The following is a 16,917-nucleotide window of genomic DNA, read 5'->3' as shown; positions in this document are numbered from 1 at the left end:
GAATCAACAGATCCGGGGAAGTTGCTCGCCGCTTAACCAATCAACGACGCGTTTGCCGCCAAACCGGGTTTGCATTTGCACAAAGCAGTGCGCGTCTTCGATGACTTCGCCGATGATGCGGGCATGCTTGCCCAGTGGGTGGGCATGCATCGCATGCAATAGCTTTTCGGCATCTTGCGCGGCGCAGATTGCAATCAGCTTGCCTTCATTGGCAATGTACAGCGGGTCCAGGCCGATGAATTCACAAGCGGCTTGGACTTGCTCCTGGATCGGCAGTTCGTTCTCATAGATCATCATCCCGATCGACGATTGCTGCGCAATTTCGTTCAAGGCAGTGGCTAAGCCGCCGCGCGTAGGGTCACGCAATACATGGATGCCGGGTGTGGCTGCGATCATGGCGGCGACCAGATCATGCAAGGCTGTGCTGTCCGATTCGATACTGGTTTGGAAAGACAAGTTTTCACGCAGCGCCATGATGGCAATGCCATGATCTCCGAGTGTGCCGGATACCAATATCTTATCGCCAGGCTGGGCGTTGTTACCGGAAATATGAATCCCTTCCGGCACCATGCCAATGCCGGTCGTGGTGATGAATACACCGTCGCCGCTGCCTTTTTCCACCACTTTGGTGTCACCGGTGACAATTGGTACTTGCGCAGCTTGCGCTGCCTTGGCCATGGAATCCACGATGCGTTTCAGATCGGATAGCGGGAAACCTTCTTCCAGAATAAAACTGGCAGCCAGGTAGCAAGGCTTGGCGCCAGACATGGCAATGTCATTGATGGTGCCGTGCACTGCCAAACTGCCGATATCCCCGCCAGGAAAAAATAAAGGGGTAACGACATGGCTGTCGGTAGACATCACCATGCGGCCATGAACGCTCGGGAAGCAAGCCTGATCATTCATTTGCCGCAAGAATTCGTTATCAAATGCGGTAATGAACAATTGCTGGATCAATTGCGCCATCGCCCGTCCGCCGCTGCCATGACTCATTTCGATGCAGCCATGCTTCAGGTCAAGTGCGCGGGTATAACCCGGTTTAACTTTACCTGCGGACATTAATTTTCCTGCGCTGCAACATGATTATTTTCACGGAAACGGCCATAGCTGTAATGAGCGGCGCAAGCACCTTCAGAAGAAACCATACAGGAGCCAACCGGGTTTTCGGGCGTGCAGACGGTGCCAAAAATTTTGCAATCCTGCGGCCGTTTAACGCCGCGCAGAATAGCACCACACTCGCAGGCTTTGTTATCGGCAATGGATGTTGTGGAAATGCGAAAACGCTGTTCGGCGTCAAAATCAGCATAGCTGGATTTGATTTTCAGCGCGCTGTAAGGCACCCACCCCAAGCCGCGCCACTCAAATGTACGGCGTAATTCGAACACTTCGGCAACAAGCGATTGCGCTTTGCGATTGCCTTCCGGAGAAACCGCGCGGGTAAATTCATTTTCTACCTTGGCGTAACCCGCATTGATTTGGCGTATCAGCATCAAGATGGCCTGCATGACATCGAGCGGCTCAAAACCGGCGATCACGACCGGTTTTTGAAATTCCTCGGCGAAATATTCGTACGGCTGGCTGCCGATGACGACGGAAACATGCGCCGGGCCGATAAAACCATCCAACGGAACCAGTCCAAATTCACGGACTCCCGGCGATTGCAAAATATGTGAGATGGCGGAAGGGGTCAGGACGTGATTGCAGAATACCGTGAAGTTATTCAAACCCAGCGCCTGCGCCTGCTGGATTGCAACAGCCGTTGGCGGTGTCGTGGTTTCAAAGCCGATGGCAAAGAAAACGACCTGCCGTTGCGGATTTCCCCGGGCGATTTTTATGGCATCCGCACTGCTGTAAACCATGCGGATATCCGCGCCTTGTGCCTTCGCTTTCAACAGACTCATCCCGTTGGCGGTGGGTATGCGCAGCATATCCCCGTAACTGCAGAGTATCAATCCCGGCATCTGTGCCAATTGAATGGCATTTTCCACGCGGCCGATAGGTAAAACGCATACCGGACAACCCGGGCCATGAATCATATGCACATTGCCGGGAAGCAGATCGACGATACCGAAACGCGAAATGGCATGGGTATGGCCACCGCAAAATTCCATGAAATGGTAATCGCGTCCGGGGCTGGCTTCTGATGCGATTTTTGCAGCAATTTGTTGTGCCAGAGCGCCTGCGCGAAATTCATCGATATATTTCATCATAAAAGATTGTTATCGAGCGCCGATATTTCGGCGAACATCGCCAAGGTGCGCTCCGCTTCCAGCGGATCCAGCTTTTGTAGCGCAAAACCAACATGTACGATGACGTAATCTCCGGGAACAATATCTTCAACCAATGCCAGTGAAATTTCTTTGCGCACGCCGCTGAGATTTACGATGGCATGATTTTGCGCAGTCAATTGTTCGACACAAGCAGGAATAGCAAGGCACATGGGCGCTTAATGGGAATTTCCGGAGAGTGAAATTATGACATAATTAATCATCCTCATTATTGATAGTCAGAAAGTGATCAAGCGAAATTTTTTTATTCAATATTCGATAATTGTGTTGATTGGATTAGCTGGCTTGTGCGTCATGCACAATTCAGCGCGTGCGGATAATAGCGTGTGGATCGACGTGGATACCATTGAACACACTTTGTCTGTGATGCAGGGAAATACTGTTCAAGCGGTATTTAAAAATGTAGCGATTGGGCGTTTCGGTACGACATGGTCAAAAATGACAAAAGACGATAAAACGCCGCTGGGTAGATTCAAGATTGGCTGGGTCAATGAGAAAAGCCGTTATTATCGGTTTTTTGGCCTTAATTATCCGAATCTTGATACTGCAAAACGCGCACTGGAGGAAAATAGGATCGATGAAGATACTTGGTTATCAATCTTGGCGGCAAAAAGTATGGGTAAGACACCACCTCAGAATACACCGCTGGGCGGCCATATCGGCATACATGGGATTGGCAGGGGTGATCGAGAGATTCATCATCAGTATAATTGGACGAACGGCTGCATTGCGTTGACGAATGAGCAAATCGATCAGCTCGGCAAATGGATCAGACCCGGTGTATGGGTGAATATTCGTTAGTGCTGGAATGACTATTTATGCAGGTCTTCGTTCTTTGTTGTTAATTAATTGAATTGCATAATATAGGAAAATAGTCATTTCTATTAATTACTTATGATTGTGTTTATGGTTTTGTTGATGCGGCGCGTGGTAAATTTGTCATGAAATGCATTTATTTTGCGGGAAAAATCGGATAAGATTCCGATGCGTTAATGATATCAAAATATCATTAACTAGTAGAAATAGTGGATGTTTTTGCGTATTGAATAGAATAAACAACTGAGGAGATCGGAATGAAAGGAAAAATCCAGCATCCAGTTCGCATGTTAACACTGGCAGCAATTGCAGGCGCTATTATTGGGTTGACAGGATGTGCGACGACAGGTCAATTAGAAGAACTGCAAAATAAAGTGAATGCTGATATTGCGGCTGTAAAAGCTGACGCAGCTGCAGCAAAAGCAGCGGCAGATGCAGCTAACGCTAAAGCAAATGATGCGCTGCGTATTGCGGACGAAGCAAACAGACGTTCAATAGATACAGAATCCAAAATAGATCGCATGTTCAAAAAAGCAATGCATAAGTAATACCAAAGTAAAATTTGGATTTGCATTCATAAAAAACCCCTCATTCGAGGGGTTTTTTATGTGTGTCTTTATACGTTTACGCAACTTTCATTTCGATGGGATTAATGGCTGTTTTGCGTGTGTAATTGGGCTTGTGCAGTAGAGCGAGAGATCAGCACAGGCATGCCACTTTTTTCCATGATCGCTTGCTTTAGTGCTTCTTGGTCGATTTCAAAATCTACGGGTATGGTTCTTTTGCTGCTTTTTAATGCGAGAAAATCATTGATGGCGGTAACTATCATGTGCTTATAGTTGGCGTATTTCCCTTCGTCTTCTTCTAATGGCGGGTGAAGTTCAATGAAAAGCGAGTCCAGTAACCAGCCAAGCTTAATGGGTTGATTCACTATTTGCACTGCTGTTCCCACCGGGACTTTATCAAAGAGTGCTTCTATGTCTTCCGGATACATGCGAACACATCCTGCGGAAACGCGCATACCGACACCAAATGGTTTGATTGTTCCGTGTATCAGATAACTGCCACTACTGATACCTAAGCGCATGGCGTGCCGTCCTAAGGGATTCGTGGGGCCTGGCGGAACTATACTGGGATAGGGTTGTTCCCCATTGGCAATTCTGTCCATTTGGAGAGATTTCGGCGGTATCCAGGTGGGGTCTTTCTTTTTATCAACTATTTTTGTTGTTCCCAAGGGGGTTATCCAGTCCATTCTGCCGATGCCGACCGGGTGTGTAATAATCATTGGTTTTTCACCTTTTTTAGGTTCCGGGAAATAATAAATTCTCATTTCAGGCAAGTTAAGCAATAATCCCTTGCGGTCGCCGTGAGGAATGATATAGCGGCTAGGTAGAATAACCTCTGCGCCATCCTGGGGTAACCATCGATCTACATTGGGATTGGCCAGTAGAATTTCAATTTGACCAATATCGTATTGGCGTGCGATATCGAGTAGTGTTTCCGCACTGCTTGCATGTGTTGTTCGTATTTGGCCAAAAACATCAATATCAGAGGGTGGGAGTACCCATGTTTCAGCTTTAATTGGAAAAGCGGCGATCAAATTCAGTATTGCAAAGAGAAGCAAAGAAGATTTACGCATAAGTCGTACCTTACAAAGGTGTTGTCCTGCTTAAGTTATGAGGTCATGAATGTAGCGGATGATAGCTGAAATTCCCTGATTTGAAACATGAAAAACAGTATAAATATGTCTTCTCGAGTGAGGAGGCAATTAATTTATATTGCTTCAATATCAGTAAGTTTAAGAAATTCTGAACGAATTTCCCAGTGATGTAAAATAAAATTTATCATCAGAAAAACAACAAATATGTTGTATGAGAACAACATATTTGTTGCTTAATGTGCAAGATTTGTTTGTTTTTCTTGCAGTATGTTTCTGTATTGGGGCACAATCAAATCAAACCTCCCGATTGGGGAGGTCCGAACAAGCGGGGTGCATTCCACCGGAATGTAGTGAGACAAAATAAGACGGCCCCAGTCGTTTTAACATTAAAGGAGAACTTCGGTATGAAGAAGAAACTTATTTCGTTGGCAGTAGCCGGTGCACTTGCAGCTCCGATGGTTGCATCAGCACAAGGAACAAACGTAACACTGTTTGGTAGTGTACAAGCTGAATATGCAACAGTGAACAAAGAAGGTCAAAGTAGCCAGGCTCATATCGGTGACGATACAGGTCGTTCCAGATGGGGTATGCACGTTACTGAAAATTTGGGTGCCGGCTTGAAAGCAAAAGCGCATGTTGAGTATGGTTTTAGTACAGGCAGCGGCGCTCTGGGTATTGCGCGTGAGCGTTGGGTTGGATTGGCCAATGACAATTGGGGTGAAGTAAAATTTGGCCGTGTTCAATCACCATTTAAAGATTTCGCTGGTGGTATGACCATTGATCCATTCGCATATACAACTCTCCAAGCATCAGGTAGTGGCGGTACTATGTCAGCATCAGCAAATGGTCTGGGATCAGGAGCAAATGGCTTCGTAAATAGCGCAGCTCGCTATGACTCACCTAAAGTCGAAGGTTTTAGCTTCTCAGGTATATTAATGCCAGGTGACTCTAACAGATTAGATCCTGCAAATGTTATCGTTCCATCGGGTAGCTTTGCTGGAAGTCAGTCAAATTCAGGTGGTGAAGATGGTGAATGGGACTTCCAAGTTGCAGGTAAATACGAAGCTCAATTCCAAGGTCATAATTTAGCCGTATTTGGTGGTTATTCTCGTGATAATCTCAGCACCCGTCAAAGAACAGGTAACGCAGGTTATCCAGCTTTAGTTAACAACGAGCATATCTGGCGTGGTGGTGCATCATGGAGCTTCCAAAACTTCAAGTTGAATGGCCAGTATGAAAATATTAACAATGCCGTAGGTGCAGCTACTTGTACCAATGCTGGTATGTTAGGTAACCCAGCAACGGGCTCACCTGATTCACGTGGACAATGCAACTCAGCGATGAACTGGGGCGGTGACGGTAACATCTGGTTTGCGGGCGGTCAATATGACTGGGGTAATACCAGCTTTATCGCTCAAGGCGGTATGACAAATGCACATGGGTTAGCAGGTGGTGCATCACGCCGCGAAGTGAGCAGCTTTACCGTTGGTGCTATACATCATCTCAGCAAACGTTCTAGCCTCTTTGGCGGTTATCAGCGCGCAATGGTTGATGATAGAAACGCTGTATTCAGAGATAGCAACACCTATAGCATAGGTATGCGTCACAACTTCTAAGAAAGTTTTAGTCTCATAAAAAAGGCACCGATTGGTGCCTTTTTTATTGTCAGAAAGAAATATAATAAATCCTTACTAGTCTTTTTCTGGTTACGAATTTGTAATCAAGGAAATATTGAAGGATTTTTAAAGGAGAGTTTGCAATTATGAGTATGAAGAAATGGACTGACGAAGAACTGATTACTACGCGCAACAATCTGGATGCTTGGGATAAAAGAAGGAAGAGTTCGGGCGCGGGCTCAAAAATGTGGTTATTGACAGCACTTTTGGGTGCGTTTGCCATTTCCACCGGAGTCGCATTTATCTTTCTTGATGGTATCGATGTGATGAGTGTGATATTGATCGTTATGGGCGCAGTGACATGTTTTTCCTGGTACAGAAGTGACAAGCAACTTAAAGACAATATTGGATTTCTGGCCGAGATCAACAAAGAGATTAAAGCGCGAAAATTGAAAGATACTTCAAAATCCACCAATAAAATGGATGAGCAAATCAAAGAGGGTGACAAGCAAGAGCCATCTGTAACGGAATCTCAGGTTACTGATAAGAAATAAAGAAAGAGAAATCAGAACGCCAACTTCGGTATGAAAATGGGTAATTTATGGACAACATTTGTTCAATTTGTTGTTTCCAAAGTAGCGCATTCAGAAAAAAATCATTTGCAAGATGATTTGTGTGAATCATCGGATTTAAGTGCGGAAGATAGCTTGATTTTTAAGGCACTTTGTCAATTTGTATGGATTCAGGGTGATTTGCTGCCACTTATTTTTGATGTGGAAAATGAGATTTATGCGACGCAAGGAATTACCCGATCGACACTTGAGCGCCTTGAAGAAATCGGTCTGATTGTGTTTGAGAACAATGGTTTTATTAAGAAAGGCTACGGTAAACATACGCGGTTGTTTTATGACGGTAAGCCAACGAAGATAGGATTCCAACAGGATGCCGGTAATTACCTGGACTTGGGGCATGTGCTGCTGACCGAGCGCGGTAAGAAATTAGCGCTGAATTATAAGGCGCCGGGAAACCGGAAATTTTATGAATATGTCATCGCCAGATGGTTTCAGCAAGGACTGATATTGTCATCAATACAAGTGGACCGCAATCGAGAAAAGAGTTCTTTGAATTACACATGCTCAATCAAAGAATGAGAATGGCGTGGTAATCATTCACATTGGTGAAGGTTGGGCCTGTAATCACTAAATCGTTTAGTTGCTGAAAAAATGTGTAGGCATCGTTATTGGCTAGATACGCAGTAGCATTCAAGCCAAGTTTTTCCGCACGGTGGAGTGAATCCGGTGTAATGAGTGCACCGGCATTGTTTTCACTGCCATCCAATCCATCCGTATCGCAGGCAAGGGCGTAAATTGCTTCTGTGCCTGCAAGCTCTATCAATAGCGATAGCAAAAACTCGGCATTGCGGCCGCCGCGGCCATTACCTTTGACTGTGACTGTGGTTTCGCCACCCGATAACAGAGCCACGGGCGCTCTTAACCATTGTGGGTGGTGACGATCTCTTTGGCGAATGCAGCGTAGCTTTTGGCGATTTCGCGTGATTCACCGCTAACGGTATCACCCAGAATCAAAGGTGTAATCCCGGTACCCCGGAAATATTCGGCGCCTGCAACCAGTGATTGATGGGCATTGGCGATGATCCGGTTTTCCACGCGGGCAAAAATAACGGAACCGGGCTTAGGCGTTTCATGCGCAGCACCGGCTTTCCCTGTCAGTAATACTTCTTTAACTGCTGGCGGCACATTGAGAGCATAGCGATCCAATACTGCAAGCGCATCGGTGAAGGTTGTCGGATCGGGTGCGCAGGGGCCGGAAGCAATATGCGTTGCGGCATCGCCGGTAACATCGGAAATGATCAAGGCCAGTACCGGCGCCTTGCAAACAGCCGCGAGCCTGCCGCCTTGAATGGCCGATAAATGTTTGCGCACCGTGTTGATTTCTTGAATGCTTGCACCGCAACGTAATAATTGCTGCGTGACCTCTTTCAGGTCTGGCAATGAAATGCCCGCTATGGGCAGGGAAAGCAAGCTGGAACCGCCGCCACTGAACAAGCATAATAACAAATCATCTGCGCTTAATGCCTGAGCCATCGAGAGAATTTCTTGCGCCGCTTGCGCGCCATGATCATCAGGGATGGGATGCCCGGCTTCAACGACTCTGATTTTATGCGTGGGTAGCGTGTGTCCGTAGCGCGTGACTACCAGACCGTCGAGCTGTGCATCCGCAGGCCAGGCATTTTCAACCGCTTGTGCCATGGCAGCCGCCGCCTTCCCGGCGCCGACAACGAGTGTGCGGCCTACGGGAGGGTTGGGGAGATGCTGCGGTACGATATGTGCTGGATCAGCAGCTTTCACAGCCACCGAGAAGCTTTCCAGCAAATAGCCGCGCGGATTCATTTTGCTAGCATCGGTTGCAGGTAATGGCCGGTAAAACTGTTTGTGTTGGCGGCAATGTCTTCCGGTGTGCCTTCCGCGATAATGCATCCGCCCCCGTCACCGCCTTCTGGGCCCAGATCAATAATCCAATCGGCGGTTTTAATGACATCCAGGTTGTGTTCAATCACCACCACGGTATTACCGTGATCGCGCAACCGGTGTAACACTTTCAGCAGCAGATCAATATCCTGAAAATGCAGACCGGTGGTGGGTTCATCCAGAATATACAGCGTGCGCCCGGTATCGCGTTTGGATAGTTCGAGCGATAATTTCACCCGCTGCGCTTCTCCGCCGGATAATGTGGTGGCGGATTGTCCCAGGGTAATATAGCCGAGACCGACCTCCAGCAGCGTTTGCAGTTTGCGGGCAACCACCGGTACCGGCGTGAAGAATTCATGCGCATTTTCCACCGTCATTTGCAGCACTTCGTTAATATTTTTGCCTTTGTATTGAATCTCCAGTGTTTCACGGTTATAGCGGCGGCCATGGCAAACATCGCAGGTGACATAGATGTCCGGCAGAAAATGCATTTCCACTTTGATGACGCCATCGCCCTGGCAAGATTCGCAGCGCCCGCCTTTGACATTGAATGAGAAGCGGCCGGGTGCATAACCGCGTTCGCGCGCTTGCGGCACACCGGCGAATAACTCCCGGATCGGCGTGAACAAACCGGTATACGTGGCCGGATTGGAGCGCGGTGTGCGTCCGATCGGACTTTGATCCATATTGATTACTTTGTCGAAAAAAGCCAGTCCGTCAATCTGCTGATAAGGTGCGGGTTCGGCGTTGCTGGCGTACAGGTGCCGGGCGACCGCGCGATGTAGTGTTTCATTGATCAGCGTGGATTTTCCCGATCCTGAAACGCCGGTGACACAGATAAAGAGTCCAACCGGCAGGTTCAGCGTAACATTCTTGAGATTATTCCCAGAAGCGCCTTCAATCCGCAGTATCCGGTCGTGATCCGGTGCGTGGCGTTTTTCCGGGATATGGATCGATAATTTTCCGGATAAGTATTTGCCGGTCAGAGAATGATTGTCCTCCTGAATGGCTTGCGGACTGCCTTGAGCTACCACGAAACCACCGTGCTCACCGGCACCGGGCCCCATGTCGACGACATAATCCGCGATTTGAATGGCATCCTGGTCATGTTCGACGACGATCACGCTATTGCCAAGGTCACGCAGGTTCTTCAGTGTATCCAGCAGGCGGCCATTATCGCGCTGATGCAACCCGATGGAAGGCTCGTCCAGTACGTACATGACACCCGTCAGGCCGGAGCCGATCTGACTGGCCAAGCGGATGCGCTGCGATTCACCGCCGGATAGCGTGTCGGCTGAGCGATCCAGCGACAGGTAATCCAAGCCGACATTATTGAGAAATTGCAGGCGGCTGGAAATTTCCTTCACGATGCGCTCGGCGATCGATTGTTTGTGACCCGTTAATGCAATTTGATCAAAGAATTGCTTGGCTTTTTTGAGCGGGAAAGCGCTGATTTCATAAATCGCCTGTCCGGCAACATGCACATGCCGCGCGGCTTGACATAAGCGCGTACCTTGGCATTCCGGACAGATTTGCGCATTGAGATATTTTGCCAGTTCTTCGCGCACGGTTTGCGATTCGGTTTCCTTATAGCGCCGCGTCAGATTCGGAATAATCCCCTCAAAAGGATGCGTTTCTTGCTGCTTGCGTCCGTTTTCGGTTAAATAGGAAAAATGGATTTTTTCCTTACCGGAACCTTGCAGGATAATGTTGCGGATGGATTCATCCAAATTCTCAAAGGGAGTTTCCAAATCGAATTGATAATGTGCCGCCAGGCTGGTTAATAGCTGAAAGTAAAATTGGTTGCGCCGGTCCCAGTTTTTGACCGCGCCGGCCGCCAGTGAAAGGTGCGGAAAAGCGACCACACGTGACGGATCAAAGAATGTGATTTGCCCCAGGCCATCGCACTTGGTGCAAGCGCCCAGCGGGTTATTGAATGAAAATAATCTCGGTTCCAGTTCGGAGAGCGAATAGCTGCATACCGGGCAACTGAATTTGGCGGAAAACAAATGTTCATGGCCGCTATCCATCTCAACCGCCAGCGCGCGTCCTTCGGAATGACGTAATGCCACTTCAAATGATTCCGCGAGCCGCTGTTTGGCATCCGGAGAAACTTTCAGGCGATCAATCACAACTTCAATCGTGTGTTTTTTGGTTTTTTGCAGCTTGGGCAATGCGTCGATTTCATGCACTTCGCCGTCGATCCGTAAGCGCACGAAACCTTGTGCGCGCAATTCATCGAATAAGTCAGTGTTTTCACCTTTGCGCTCCACGATCAATGGGGAGAGGATCATCAGGCGGGTATCGGGCGGCAGCTGCAATATATGATCGACCATTTGCGACACGCTTTGCGCGGTCAGCGTGATATTGTGCTCGGGACAGTAAGGATCGCCGACGCGGGCGAACAACAAACGCAGATAATCATGAATTTCCGTGACCGTGCCGACCGTCGAACGCGGGTTGTGCGAGGTCGCTTTTTGCTCGATGGCGATGGCCGGTGAAAGTCCTTCGATCAAATCCACATCGGGTTTCTCCATCAGCTGCAAAAATTGTCTAGCGTACGCTGAGAGCGATTCCACATAACGGCGCTGGCCTTCCGCGTAGAGCGTATCGAAAGCGAGCGAAGATTTTCCAGATCCCGATAAACCGGTAATGACCACGAGTTTGTTACGTGGCAGATCGAGATGAATGTTTTTCAGATTGTGCGTACGCGCACCCCGTATTTTTATGGATTCCATGAACTATCTATGTAAGAGTCAACCTGCTAATATACCCAACTTTTTAGGAATATCACAACCTGATTCATGTCTGCTTCCTCTTCAACTGAAAAAATGTCCCCGGCGGAGTTGCGTGCGACCATCGGTTTAGCCGGTGTATATGGCTTGCGCATGCTGGGCTTGTTTATCATTTTGCCGGTGTTTGCTTTTTACGCTGAGGACTTGCCGGGCGGGGACAACTACACCTTGGTCGGCATCGCACTGGGAGCATATGGTCTGACGCAGGCTGTGCTGCAAATCCCTTTCGGCTGGTTATCCGATCGTATCGGACGCAAACCCGTCATTTATCTGGGATTGATTCTGTTTGCTGTGGGCAGCTTGATCGCAGCGATGGCCACCGATATTTATTGGGTGATAGCGGGGCGGGTCATTCAAGGCGCCGGTGCTATCTCCGCGGCTGTGATGGCGCTGGCAGCGGATCTTACGCGCGAAGAGCATCGTACTAAAGCGATGGCAACCATCGGTATGACGATCGGCACAGTGTTCGCTATTTCCTTGATTGCCGCGCCGGTTCTAAATCAATGGATCGGTGTGCCGGGAATTTTTGCCATGACCGGTATATTGGCGCTGCTGGCCATGATTGTGGTGAAGAAAGTCATTCCTGATCCGGTGATTAGCCGCTTTCATTCCGATACGGAAGCATCGCCGGCGAGTTTTGCCAGCGTATTGCGCAATACGCAGTTGCTGCGTTTAAATTACGGCATTTTTGCGTTACATGCCGCGTTGATGGCGCTGTGGCTGGTGGTGCCGCTGACCTTACGCCAGGCGGGCATGGCCGCGGACGACCACTGGCAGATATATTTGCCGGTTCTGATTCTATCGATCATTCTGATCGTTCCAGCCATTATTTATGCCGAGAAAAAGGCCAAATTAAAACCGGTATTTATCGCGGCCGTTGCGACATTGCTGACAGGCCAACTATTACTGGCGATTACTTTGGATTCAATCTGGGGCACGGCTGCTGCATTATTGGTTTTTTTCACGGCGTTCAATTTGCTGGAGGCCAGTTTGCCATCGTTGATTTCGAAAATCGCGCCAGTCGGAGCGAAAGGAACGGCAATCGGCATTTACAGCAGTACGCAGTTTCTGGGGGCATTTGCCGGGGCTGCAGTAGGCGGTCACTTGGTTGCTACTTATGGAAGCGATGCGTTATATGCGTTCTGCGGGGCGTTATTGCTGGTATGGTTGATACTGGCTGCTACGATGCAGGCGCCGGCAGCAGTTCGCTCCAAAATGTATCATGTGAACGAGATGGATACTATTCAATCAGAAGCACTTTCACGTCAGCTTGCCGCGATACCCGGTGTATATGAAGCCTTGGTGCTGGTCAATGAGAGAGTGGCGTATCTGAAAGTTGATATGAAGGGCTTCGATGAAGAGAAAGTGATTAAATTGCTTGGGGAGGAAACATAAATGGCATCGCTCAATAAAGTCATACTCATCGGTAATTTGGGTAAAGATCCGGAAACGCGTTACATGTCAAATGGTGATGCGGTGACCAATATTACAGTGGCAACGACGGATACATGGAAAGATAAAAGTGGCGAAAAGCAAGAGAAAACGGAGTGGCATCGTGTCACTTTTTACCGTAAACTTGCTGAAATTGCAGGGGAATATTTAAAGAAAGGTCGTTCGGTTTATGTCGAAGGCAGGCTTGAAACCCGTAAATGGACGGACAAGAACGGCGTGGAACGGTATACGACGGATATTATTGCCAGTGATATGAAAATGCTGGGAAATCGATCAGGAAGCGGCAGTTTTGAGTCGGCACCTGACCACGAAGAAGATAGCTCAATTTCTAACCGGTCTACTTCGTCAGGCAAGGCGCCGAGTGGATTTGATGATATGGATGATGATATTCCATTCTGACCGGTCAGAATGCGATTGTTTCAACGTTTTTCAGGTAAGCGGACTATTCCCAACCGGCGTTCTGCGATAGAGATATTTGATTGCCGACGAGGTGGTAATGAAAATTCAATGCTTTCGATACTGCCGCCAATATCTTTGGCCATATTTCTGAACTCGAGCGCTAGCATGCATTTGGGAACAATAAAGGTTTGCTTGAATCCAGACTTGAAATGAACAAGAATTTTCATAACTTTTTTCCAGGTAAGTTTTATTTATTAATGGCTTAGTCAATAAATTAACAGCAATGAAGCTGTTTCAACGACCTAAAAAAAATAAACTTTAGTGGATATTGGTTATGGTTTCTTATCGCAGTGGCATTGTACGTCGTGGGTATCAACCCTGATGAACTCTTCATTCAATGGATTTCACAATCCTGCTGGTAGTATTTCCTGAGCAAGATGGCGGTTATCCTGATGTAGCCATTGCAACCAGAACTCCAATCCCCGCTTCAAAAGTATTAACTTCGGAATGCGCAAGCAGCACGCACGGTTTGCCGGAATACTTGCAGTAATGTTTTACAGTGAAAAAAGCTTCATGATTCACGCAGTCAACCGGGCAAATGATCATATCTGCTTGTTTCAAGAGTTGCGGCAAGTCCTCCAAATAATCGTGCGAGCCGCCATGGAATCCCATGAAACAACCGTCACAATTTTTTACCAATCGGTTGTATTCCGGATAAAGCTTAATCCGGCCCCCAACACATAAAACAGATCGTCCAGCTAACCGGCAACCGGAATTATTTTGATGGCTCGTTTGGTTGTACTTTTTGTTGGCCTCAGTTGAATACCTCGCTTTGACCAGCGGTGCCCAATTAGCGACAGGGGTGCTCTTATCCGATCTCCTGCGGGAACTGGTAATCTTTGAGCTGGCGTGATCGAGACTTTGCTTCCACGCGCGTGACAGTTGTGTGAGACTGCGTAAGCAGCAGGATAAAAAAGTATCCGTGGGTTCTGAAACCGTGAAATGATTATGAGGAATCGTGCCGGTGGTATTGGCCAATGCCAGTTTCTTTAGAAATTTCATTGTGATATCTCCTAAAAAATCATCAGCGAATAAAAAATTGGCTGGCTGACCTGGAGACAGGCTGGCTGGCTGAATGTGCCGCTGAAGAAGGAAGAGGTAAACTTCAGCGGCAGAAAAAACTACATCTGACTTTGTAGCCAGTTATGAATACCGGTTTTTTGCATGACACTGAGTTGAGTTTCCAACCAATCAATGTGTTCCTCGGTATCTTCCAAAATTCGTTCAAAAACTTCGCGTGATACATAATCCTGCACTGATTCGCAAGCCGCTATTGCGGCGAGCAGTGTGCCTCGCGAAGCTAACTCAAGTTTTAAATCGCATGCGACGCATTCTTCAGCGGTCTCTCCGATCATCAACTTACCGAGATCCTGCAAATTGGGTAATCCTTCCAGTAGCAGGATCCGTTCAATTAATGCATCGGCATGTTTCATCTCTTCGCACGATTCTTCAAACTCGTGTTTTCCCAAACTGTTGAATCCCCAGTTTTTGTACATGCGTGCATGAAGAAAATATTGGTTAATGGCAGTTAGTTCATGTTGCAATTGCTGATTCAACCAGCGAATAATATCTGCGTTACCTTTCATTTTTAGCTCCTAAGATGAATCTCTCTTGATGTATCCGGGTGGTGAGAAGATATCGCTCTGTATGGTATTTATCACTTGCTGGATCCAGCATTCTTGCAGAGGAAACCCCGGCATTACCCCAGATTAGGCATCCACTCAGCCTTACGGTTCATGATGATTTACGGCTAGCGAGAGTGCTAACAGATTGCACGCATTAATATACATGATATGTGTCTTTTATCCACTATTTGTTCAGAATTAACTTGCCATTCCGGGTGCGGCGCAGCGAATATTGCTCGCCTTTATGCAGTATCAGCACAACATCGCCATTCTTGAATAGCACATCGCTATTGATCAATGTACTTAAATTCAATAAATCAGGTTTGGGTGAATTTCTTACGATTGCTTGAGATGGGTTTGTAGTATTCATGGTTAATTAGAATTACATATAATGAGAATGATTCTCATTATATGTAATTCATGATGAAATGCAAGACCTCGCTAGAAATTTTGTTTGAGCGGCTTTTTGATACTGGAATAGCGAAAAGTAGATGAGTCCGAATAGCCATCAAAATTTGCAGGGGTTTTATTGGTGAAGTCAATAGATAAGTGTATACTGCAAATTTGCTGTTTAGGTGATTGCAAGCTATTGAGATGTATAGTTAAAGTTTTTGTAAACAATTGAGCTGCTCATCATGAATGAGTAAGGCGATTTGATTCTACAGTGATGATCGAACGGCGTAATTTTTATCGAATTCTACATGTTCAGCCCGATGCTCCGATGGCGGTGATAACGGAGAGCTATCGGGTGTTGATGCAAAAGCTGAACATTCGTGCTGATCTGAATAGTCCGGATTGGAATGCCAGTTTACTCAATATAGCTTATAGCACCTTGCGGGATCCTATTAAGCGTGCTGCTTATGATCGTGAGTTGCTGAAACGTTATCATATTAGAGTGCTGAGCCAGGGTGCGCTGGGTTCTAAAACGGAAATTGAAGTAGAAAGCGCCAGAAGTGAACAGTCATCCGGATTGAATCAACGCAATTATTACCGGATACTGCAAATCCAGCCCGATGCGCCGATTGCCACAATCAAGGCTAGTTATCTGGCGCTAAAAAAGAGTACTGCCGGAGATACCGCGTTACTTGATGAAGCCTATCGAATTTTGTCCGATTCCAGGATGCGTCAACAATATGATGATATATTCGCGGGAGGATTGTTTCGTGCAGCGAGAAAAATCACGCAACAAAATAATAGCTTGTCTGGATTGACGGTTCGGGAAAGCAATGCATCACAATTTGCTGTTGAGCAGTATCGGCCAGTTATCACGCGTTATTGCTCGTTTTGCAAAACGCCCAATGTGCCGCAACCTGGCGTGTATCAAAGTGAAAATTGTCTCGAATGCGGGAGCCCATTGCTTTTATTGCATCATGAGAATCTGGAGTCATCGCAGCGCGCCATGCGGCGGATCAATATCAGTGGAAGGTTTGAGTTTTACTTATTCTGGCCGGGGCAGCCATGCCTGGGCACATGCCAGGATCTTTCACCGATGGGAATACGCTTCATGACTACTGAGATGCTCGATTCCAATGACGTCATTAAAATTGATGCGCCCAGTTTTCAGGCCGTGGCTGAAGTAACGCATAAGCGGCATGAGAAAAAAGGGCTTTCGGTTGGAACTCGTTTTATTGCCATTAAATTTGATCAGCGCTATGGGAATTTTGTCACAGTGCAGGTGTAAACCGATGATAAAGTCGTCGTCTTAAATCATTCACAG

The 16,917-nt window shown here is 47.3% G+C and carries 19 protein-coding genes; 8 read left to right on the top strand and 11 right to left on the bottom strand.

The window, feature by feature from the left end:
- Positions 1 to 3 precede the first annotated feature (3 nt).
- From hypE to R2103_RS12495, 3 genes are read right to left on the bottom strand one after another with little or no spacing between them, the layout of a single operon-like run.
- A complete protein-coding gene (gene hypE, locus R2103_RS12505) occupies positions 4 to 1,059 on the bottom strand; it encodes a hydrogenase expression/formation protein HypE (RefSeq protein ID WP_317531718.1) in 1,056 nt (351 codons plus the stop codon).
- Positions 1,059 to 2,207, bottom strand: coding sequence for a hydrogenase formation protein HypD (gene hypD, locus R2103_RS12500; RefSeq protein WP_317532095.1), 1,149 nt, complete (start codon positions 2,205 to 2,207; stop codon positions 1,059 to 1,061). Before hypD ends, hypE begins: the two co-directional genes overlap by 1 nt.
- A complete protein-coding gene (locus R2103_RS12495; RefSeq protein WP_317531717.1) occupies positions 2,207 to 2,440 on the bottom strand; it encodes a HypC/HybG/HupF family hydrogenase formation chaperone in 234 nt (77 codons plus the stop codon). The genes hypD and R2103_RS12495 overlap by 1 nt, the downstream gene beginning before the upstream one ends.
- Positions 2,441 to 2,582: 142 nt before the next feature.
- Here R2103_RS12495 and R2103_RS12490 point away from each other — a divergent pair, with 142 nt between their 5' ends.
- Positions 2,583 to 3,089, top strand: coding sequence for a L,D-transpeptidase (locus tag R2103_RS12490; protein WP_317531716.1), 507 nt, complete (start codon positions 2,583 to 2,585; stop codon positions 3,087 to 3,089).
- A gap of 272 nt (positions 3,090 to 3,361) precedes the next feature.
- The gene (locus R2103_RS12485; protein ID WP_317531715.1) at positions 3,362 to 3,652 is read left to right on the top strand and encodes an Lpp/OprI family alanine-zipper lipoprotein; all 291 of its coding nucleotides are present in this window, start codon (positions 3,362 to 3,364) and stop codon (positions 3,650 to 3,652) included.
- A gap of 101 nt (positions 3,653 to 3,753) precedes the next feature.
- Here the strand turns inward: R2103_RS12485 and R2103_RS12480 are convergent, their stop codons facing one another.
- A complete protein-coding gene (locus R2103_RS12480) occupies positions 3,754 to 4,743 on the bottom strand; it encodes a L,D-transpeptidase family protein (protein ID WP_317531714.1) in 990 nt (329 codons plus the stop codon).
- A 425-nt stretch (positions 4,744 to 5,168) separates the two neighbouring features.
- Here R2103_RS12480 and R2103_RS12475 point away from each other — a divergent pair, with 425 nt between their 5' ends.
- The 3 genes from R2103_RS12475 (at position 5,169) to R2103_RS12465 (ending at position 7,531) form a co-directional block, all read left to right on the top strand.
- Positions 5,169 to 6,380, top strand: coding sequence for a porin (locus tag R2103_RS12475; protein ID WP_317531713.1), 1,212 nt, complete (start codon positions 5,169 to 5,171; stop codon positions 6,378 to 6,380).
- Between the two features lie 146 nt (positions 6,381 to 6,526).
- The gene (locus R2103_RS12470; protein WP_317531712.1) at positions 6,527 to 6,934 is read left to right on the top strand and encodes a hypothetical protein; all 408 of its coding nucleotides are present in this window, start codon (positions 6,527 to 6,529) and stop codon (positions 6,932 to 6,934) included.
- A gap of 30 nt (positions 6,935 to 6,964) precedes the next feature.
- On the top strand, positions 6,965 to 7,531 hold the full coding sequence (locus tag R2103_RS12465; RefSeq protein WP_317531711.1) for a hypothetical protein: 567 nt from the start codon (positions 6,965 to 6,967) through the stop codon (positions 7,529 to 7,531).
- Here R2103_RS12465 and R2103_RS12460 read toward each other — a convergent pair.
- From R2103_RS12460 to uvrA, 3 genes are read right to left on the bottom strand one after another with little or no spacing between them, the layout of a single operon-like run.
- Positions 7,521 to 7,862: an MOFRL family protein gene (locus tag R2103_RS12460; RefSeq protein ID WP_317531710.1), complete on the bottom strand. Its 342-nt coding sequence runs from the start codon at positions 7,860 to 7,862 to the stop codon at positions 7,521 to 7,523. The two genes, R2103_RS12465 and R2103_RS12460, sit on opposite strands and share 11 nt — an antisense overlap.
- Before the next feature lie 8 nt (positions 7,863 to 7,870).
- A complete protein-coding gene (locus tag R2103_RS12455) occupies positions 7,871 to 8,791 on the bottom strand; it encodes a glycerate kinase (protein WP_317531709.1) in 921 nt (306 codons plus the stop codon).
- Complete coding sequence (uvrA, locus tag R2103_RS12450) at positions 8,788 to 11,607, bottom strand: excinuclease ABC subunit UvrA (RefSeq protein ID WP_317531708.1); 2,820 nt, start codon at positions 11,605 to 11,607, stop codon at positions 8,788 to 8,790. The genes R2103_RS12455 and uvrA overlap by 4 nt, the downstream gene beginning before the upstream one ends.
- Before the next feature lie 66 nt (positions 11,608 to 11,673).
- On the opposite strand from uvrA, the gene R2103_RS12445 reads away from it, so the two are divergent.
- Together R2103_RS12445 and ssb are read left to right on the top strand one after the other, a co-directional pair.
- Positions 11,674 to 13,059, top strand: a complete 1,386-nt coding sequence (locus R2103_RS12445; protein ID WP_317531707.1) for an MFS transporter — start codon at positions 11,674 to 11,676, stop codon at positions 13,057 to 13,059.
- Entirely contained in the window at positions 13,060 to 13,515 is a 456-nt protein-coding gene (gene ssb / locus R2103_RS12440) for a single-stranded DNA-binding protein (RefSeq protein WP_317531706.1), read from the top strand.
- A gap of 20 nt (positions 13,516 to 13,535) precedes the next feature.
- Here the strand turns inward: ssb and R2103_RS12435 are convergent, their stop codons facing one another.
- The 4 genes from R2103_RS12435 to hemP form a co-directional block, all read right to left on the bottom strand.
- Positions 13,536 to 13,742, bottom strand: a complete 207-nt coding sequence (locus R2103_RS12435; RefSeq protein ID WP_108699027.1) for a hypothetical protein — start codon at positions 13,740 to 13,742, stop codon at positions 13,536 to 13,538.
- A gap of 217 nt (positions 13,743 to 13,959) precedes the next feature.
- On the bottom strand, positions 13,960 to 14,577 hold the full coding sequence (locus R2103_RS12430; RefSeq protein WP_317531705.1) for a DUF2325 domain-containing protein: 618 nt from the start codon (positions 14,575 to 14,577) through the stop codon (positions 13,960 to 13,962).
- 119 nt (positions 14,578 to 14,696) lie between these two features.
- Positions 14,697 to 15,161 carry a bacterioferritin gene (gene bfr / locus R2103_RS12425; RefSeq protein ID WP_317531704.1) on the bottom strand — a complete coding sequence of 155 codons (465 nt, stop codon included), beginning with the start codon at positions 15,159 to 15,161 and terminating at the stop codon, positions 14,697 to 14,699.
- Between the two features lie 223 nt (positions 15,162 to 15,384).
- Complete coding sequence (gene hemP, locus R2103_RS12420; RefSeq protein ID WP_317531703.1) at positions 15,385 to 15,570, bottom strand: hemin uptake protein HemP; 186 nt, start codon at positions 15,568 to 15,570, stop codon at positions 15,385 to 15,387.
- A gap of 351 nt (positions 15,571 to 15,921) precedes the next feature.
- On the opposite strand from hemP, the gene R2103_RS12415 reads away from it, so the two are divergent.
- Positions 15,922 to 16,881, top strand: a complete 960-nt coding sequence (locus R2103_RS12415; protein ID WP_317531702.1) for a molecular chaperone DnaJ — start codon at positions 15,922 to 15,924, stop codon at positions 16,879 to 16,881.
- The last annotated feature ends 36 nt before the right edge of the window (positions 16,882 to 16,917 follow it).

Source organism: Nitrosomonas sp. Is24 (assembly GCF_033063335.1).
Lineage (GTDB): Bacteria > Pseudomonadota > Gammaproteobacteria > Burkholderiales > Nitrosomonadaceae > Nitrosomonas.
Note: the sequence above shows the minus strand (reverse complement) of the source record. Positions and strands in the feature narration are given on the sequence as shown.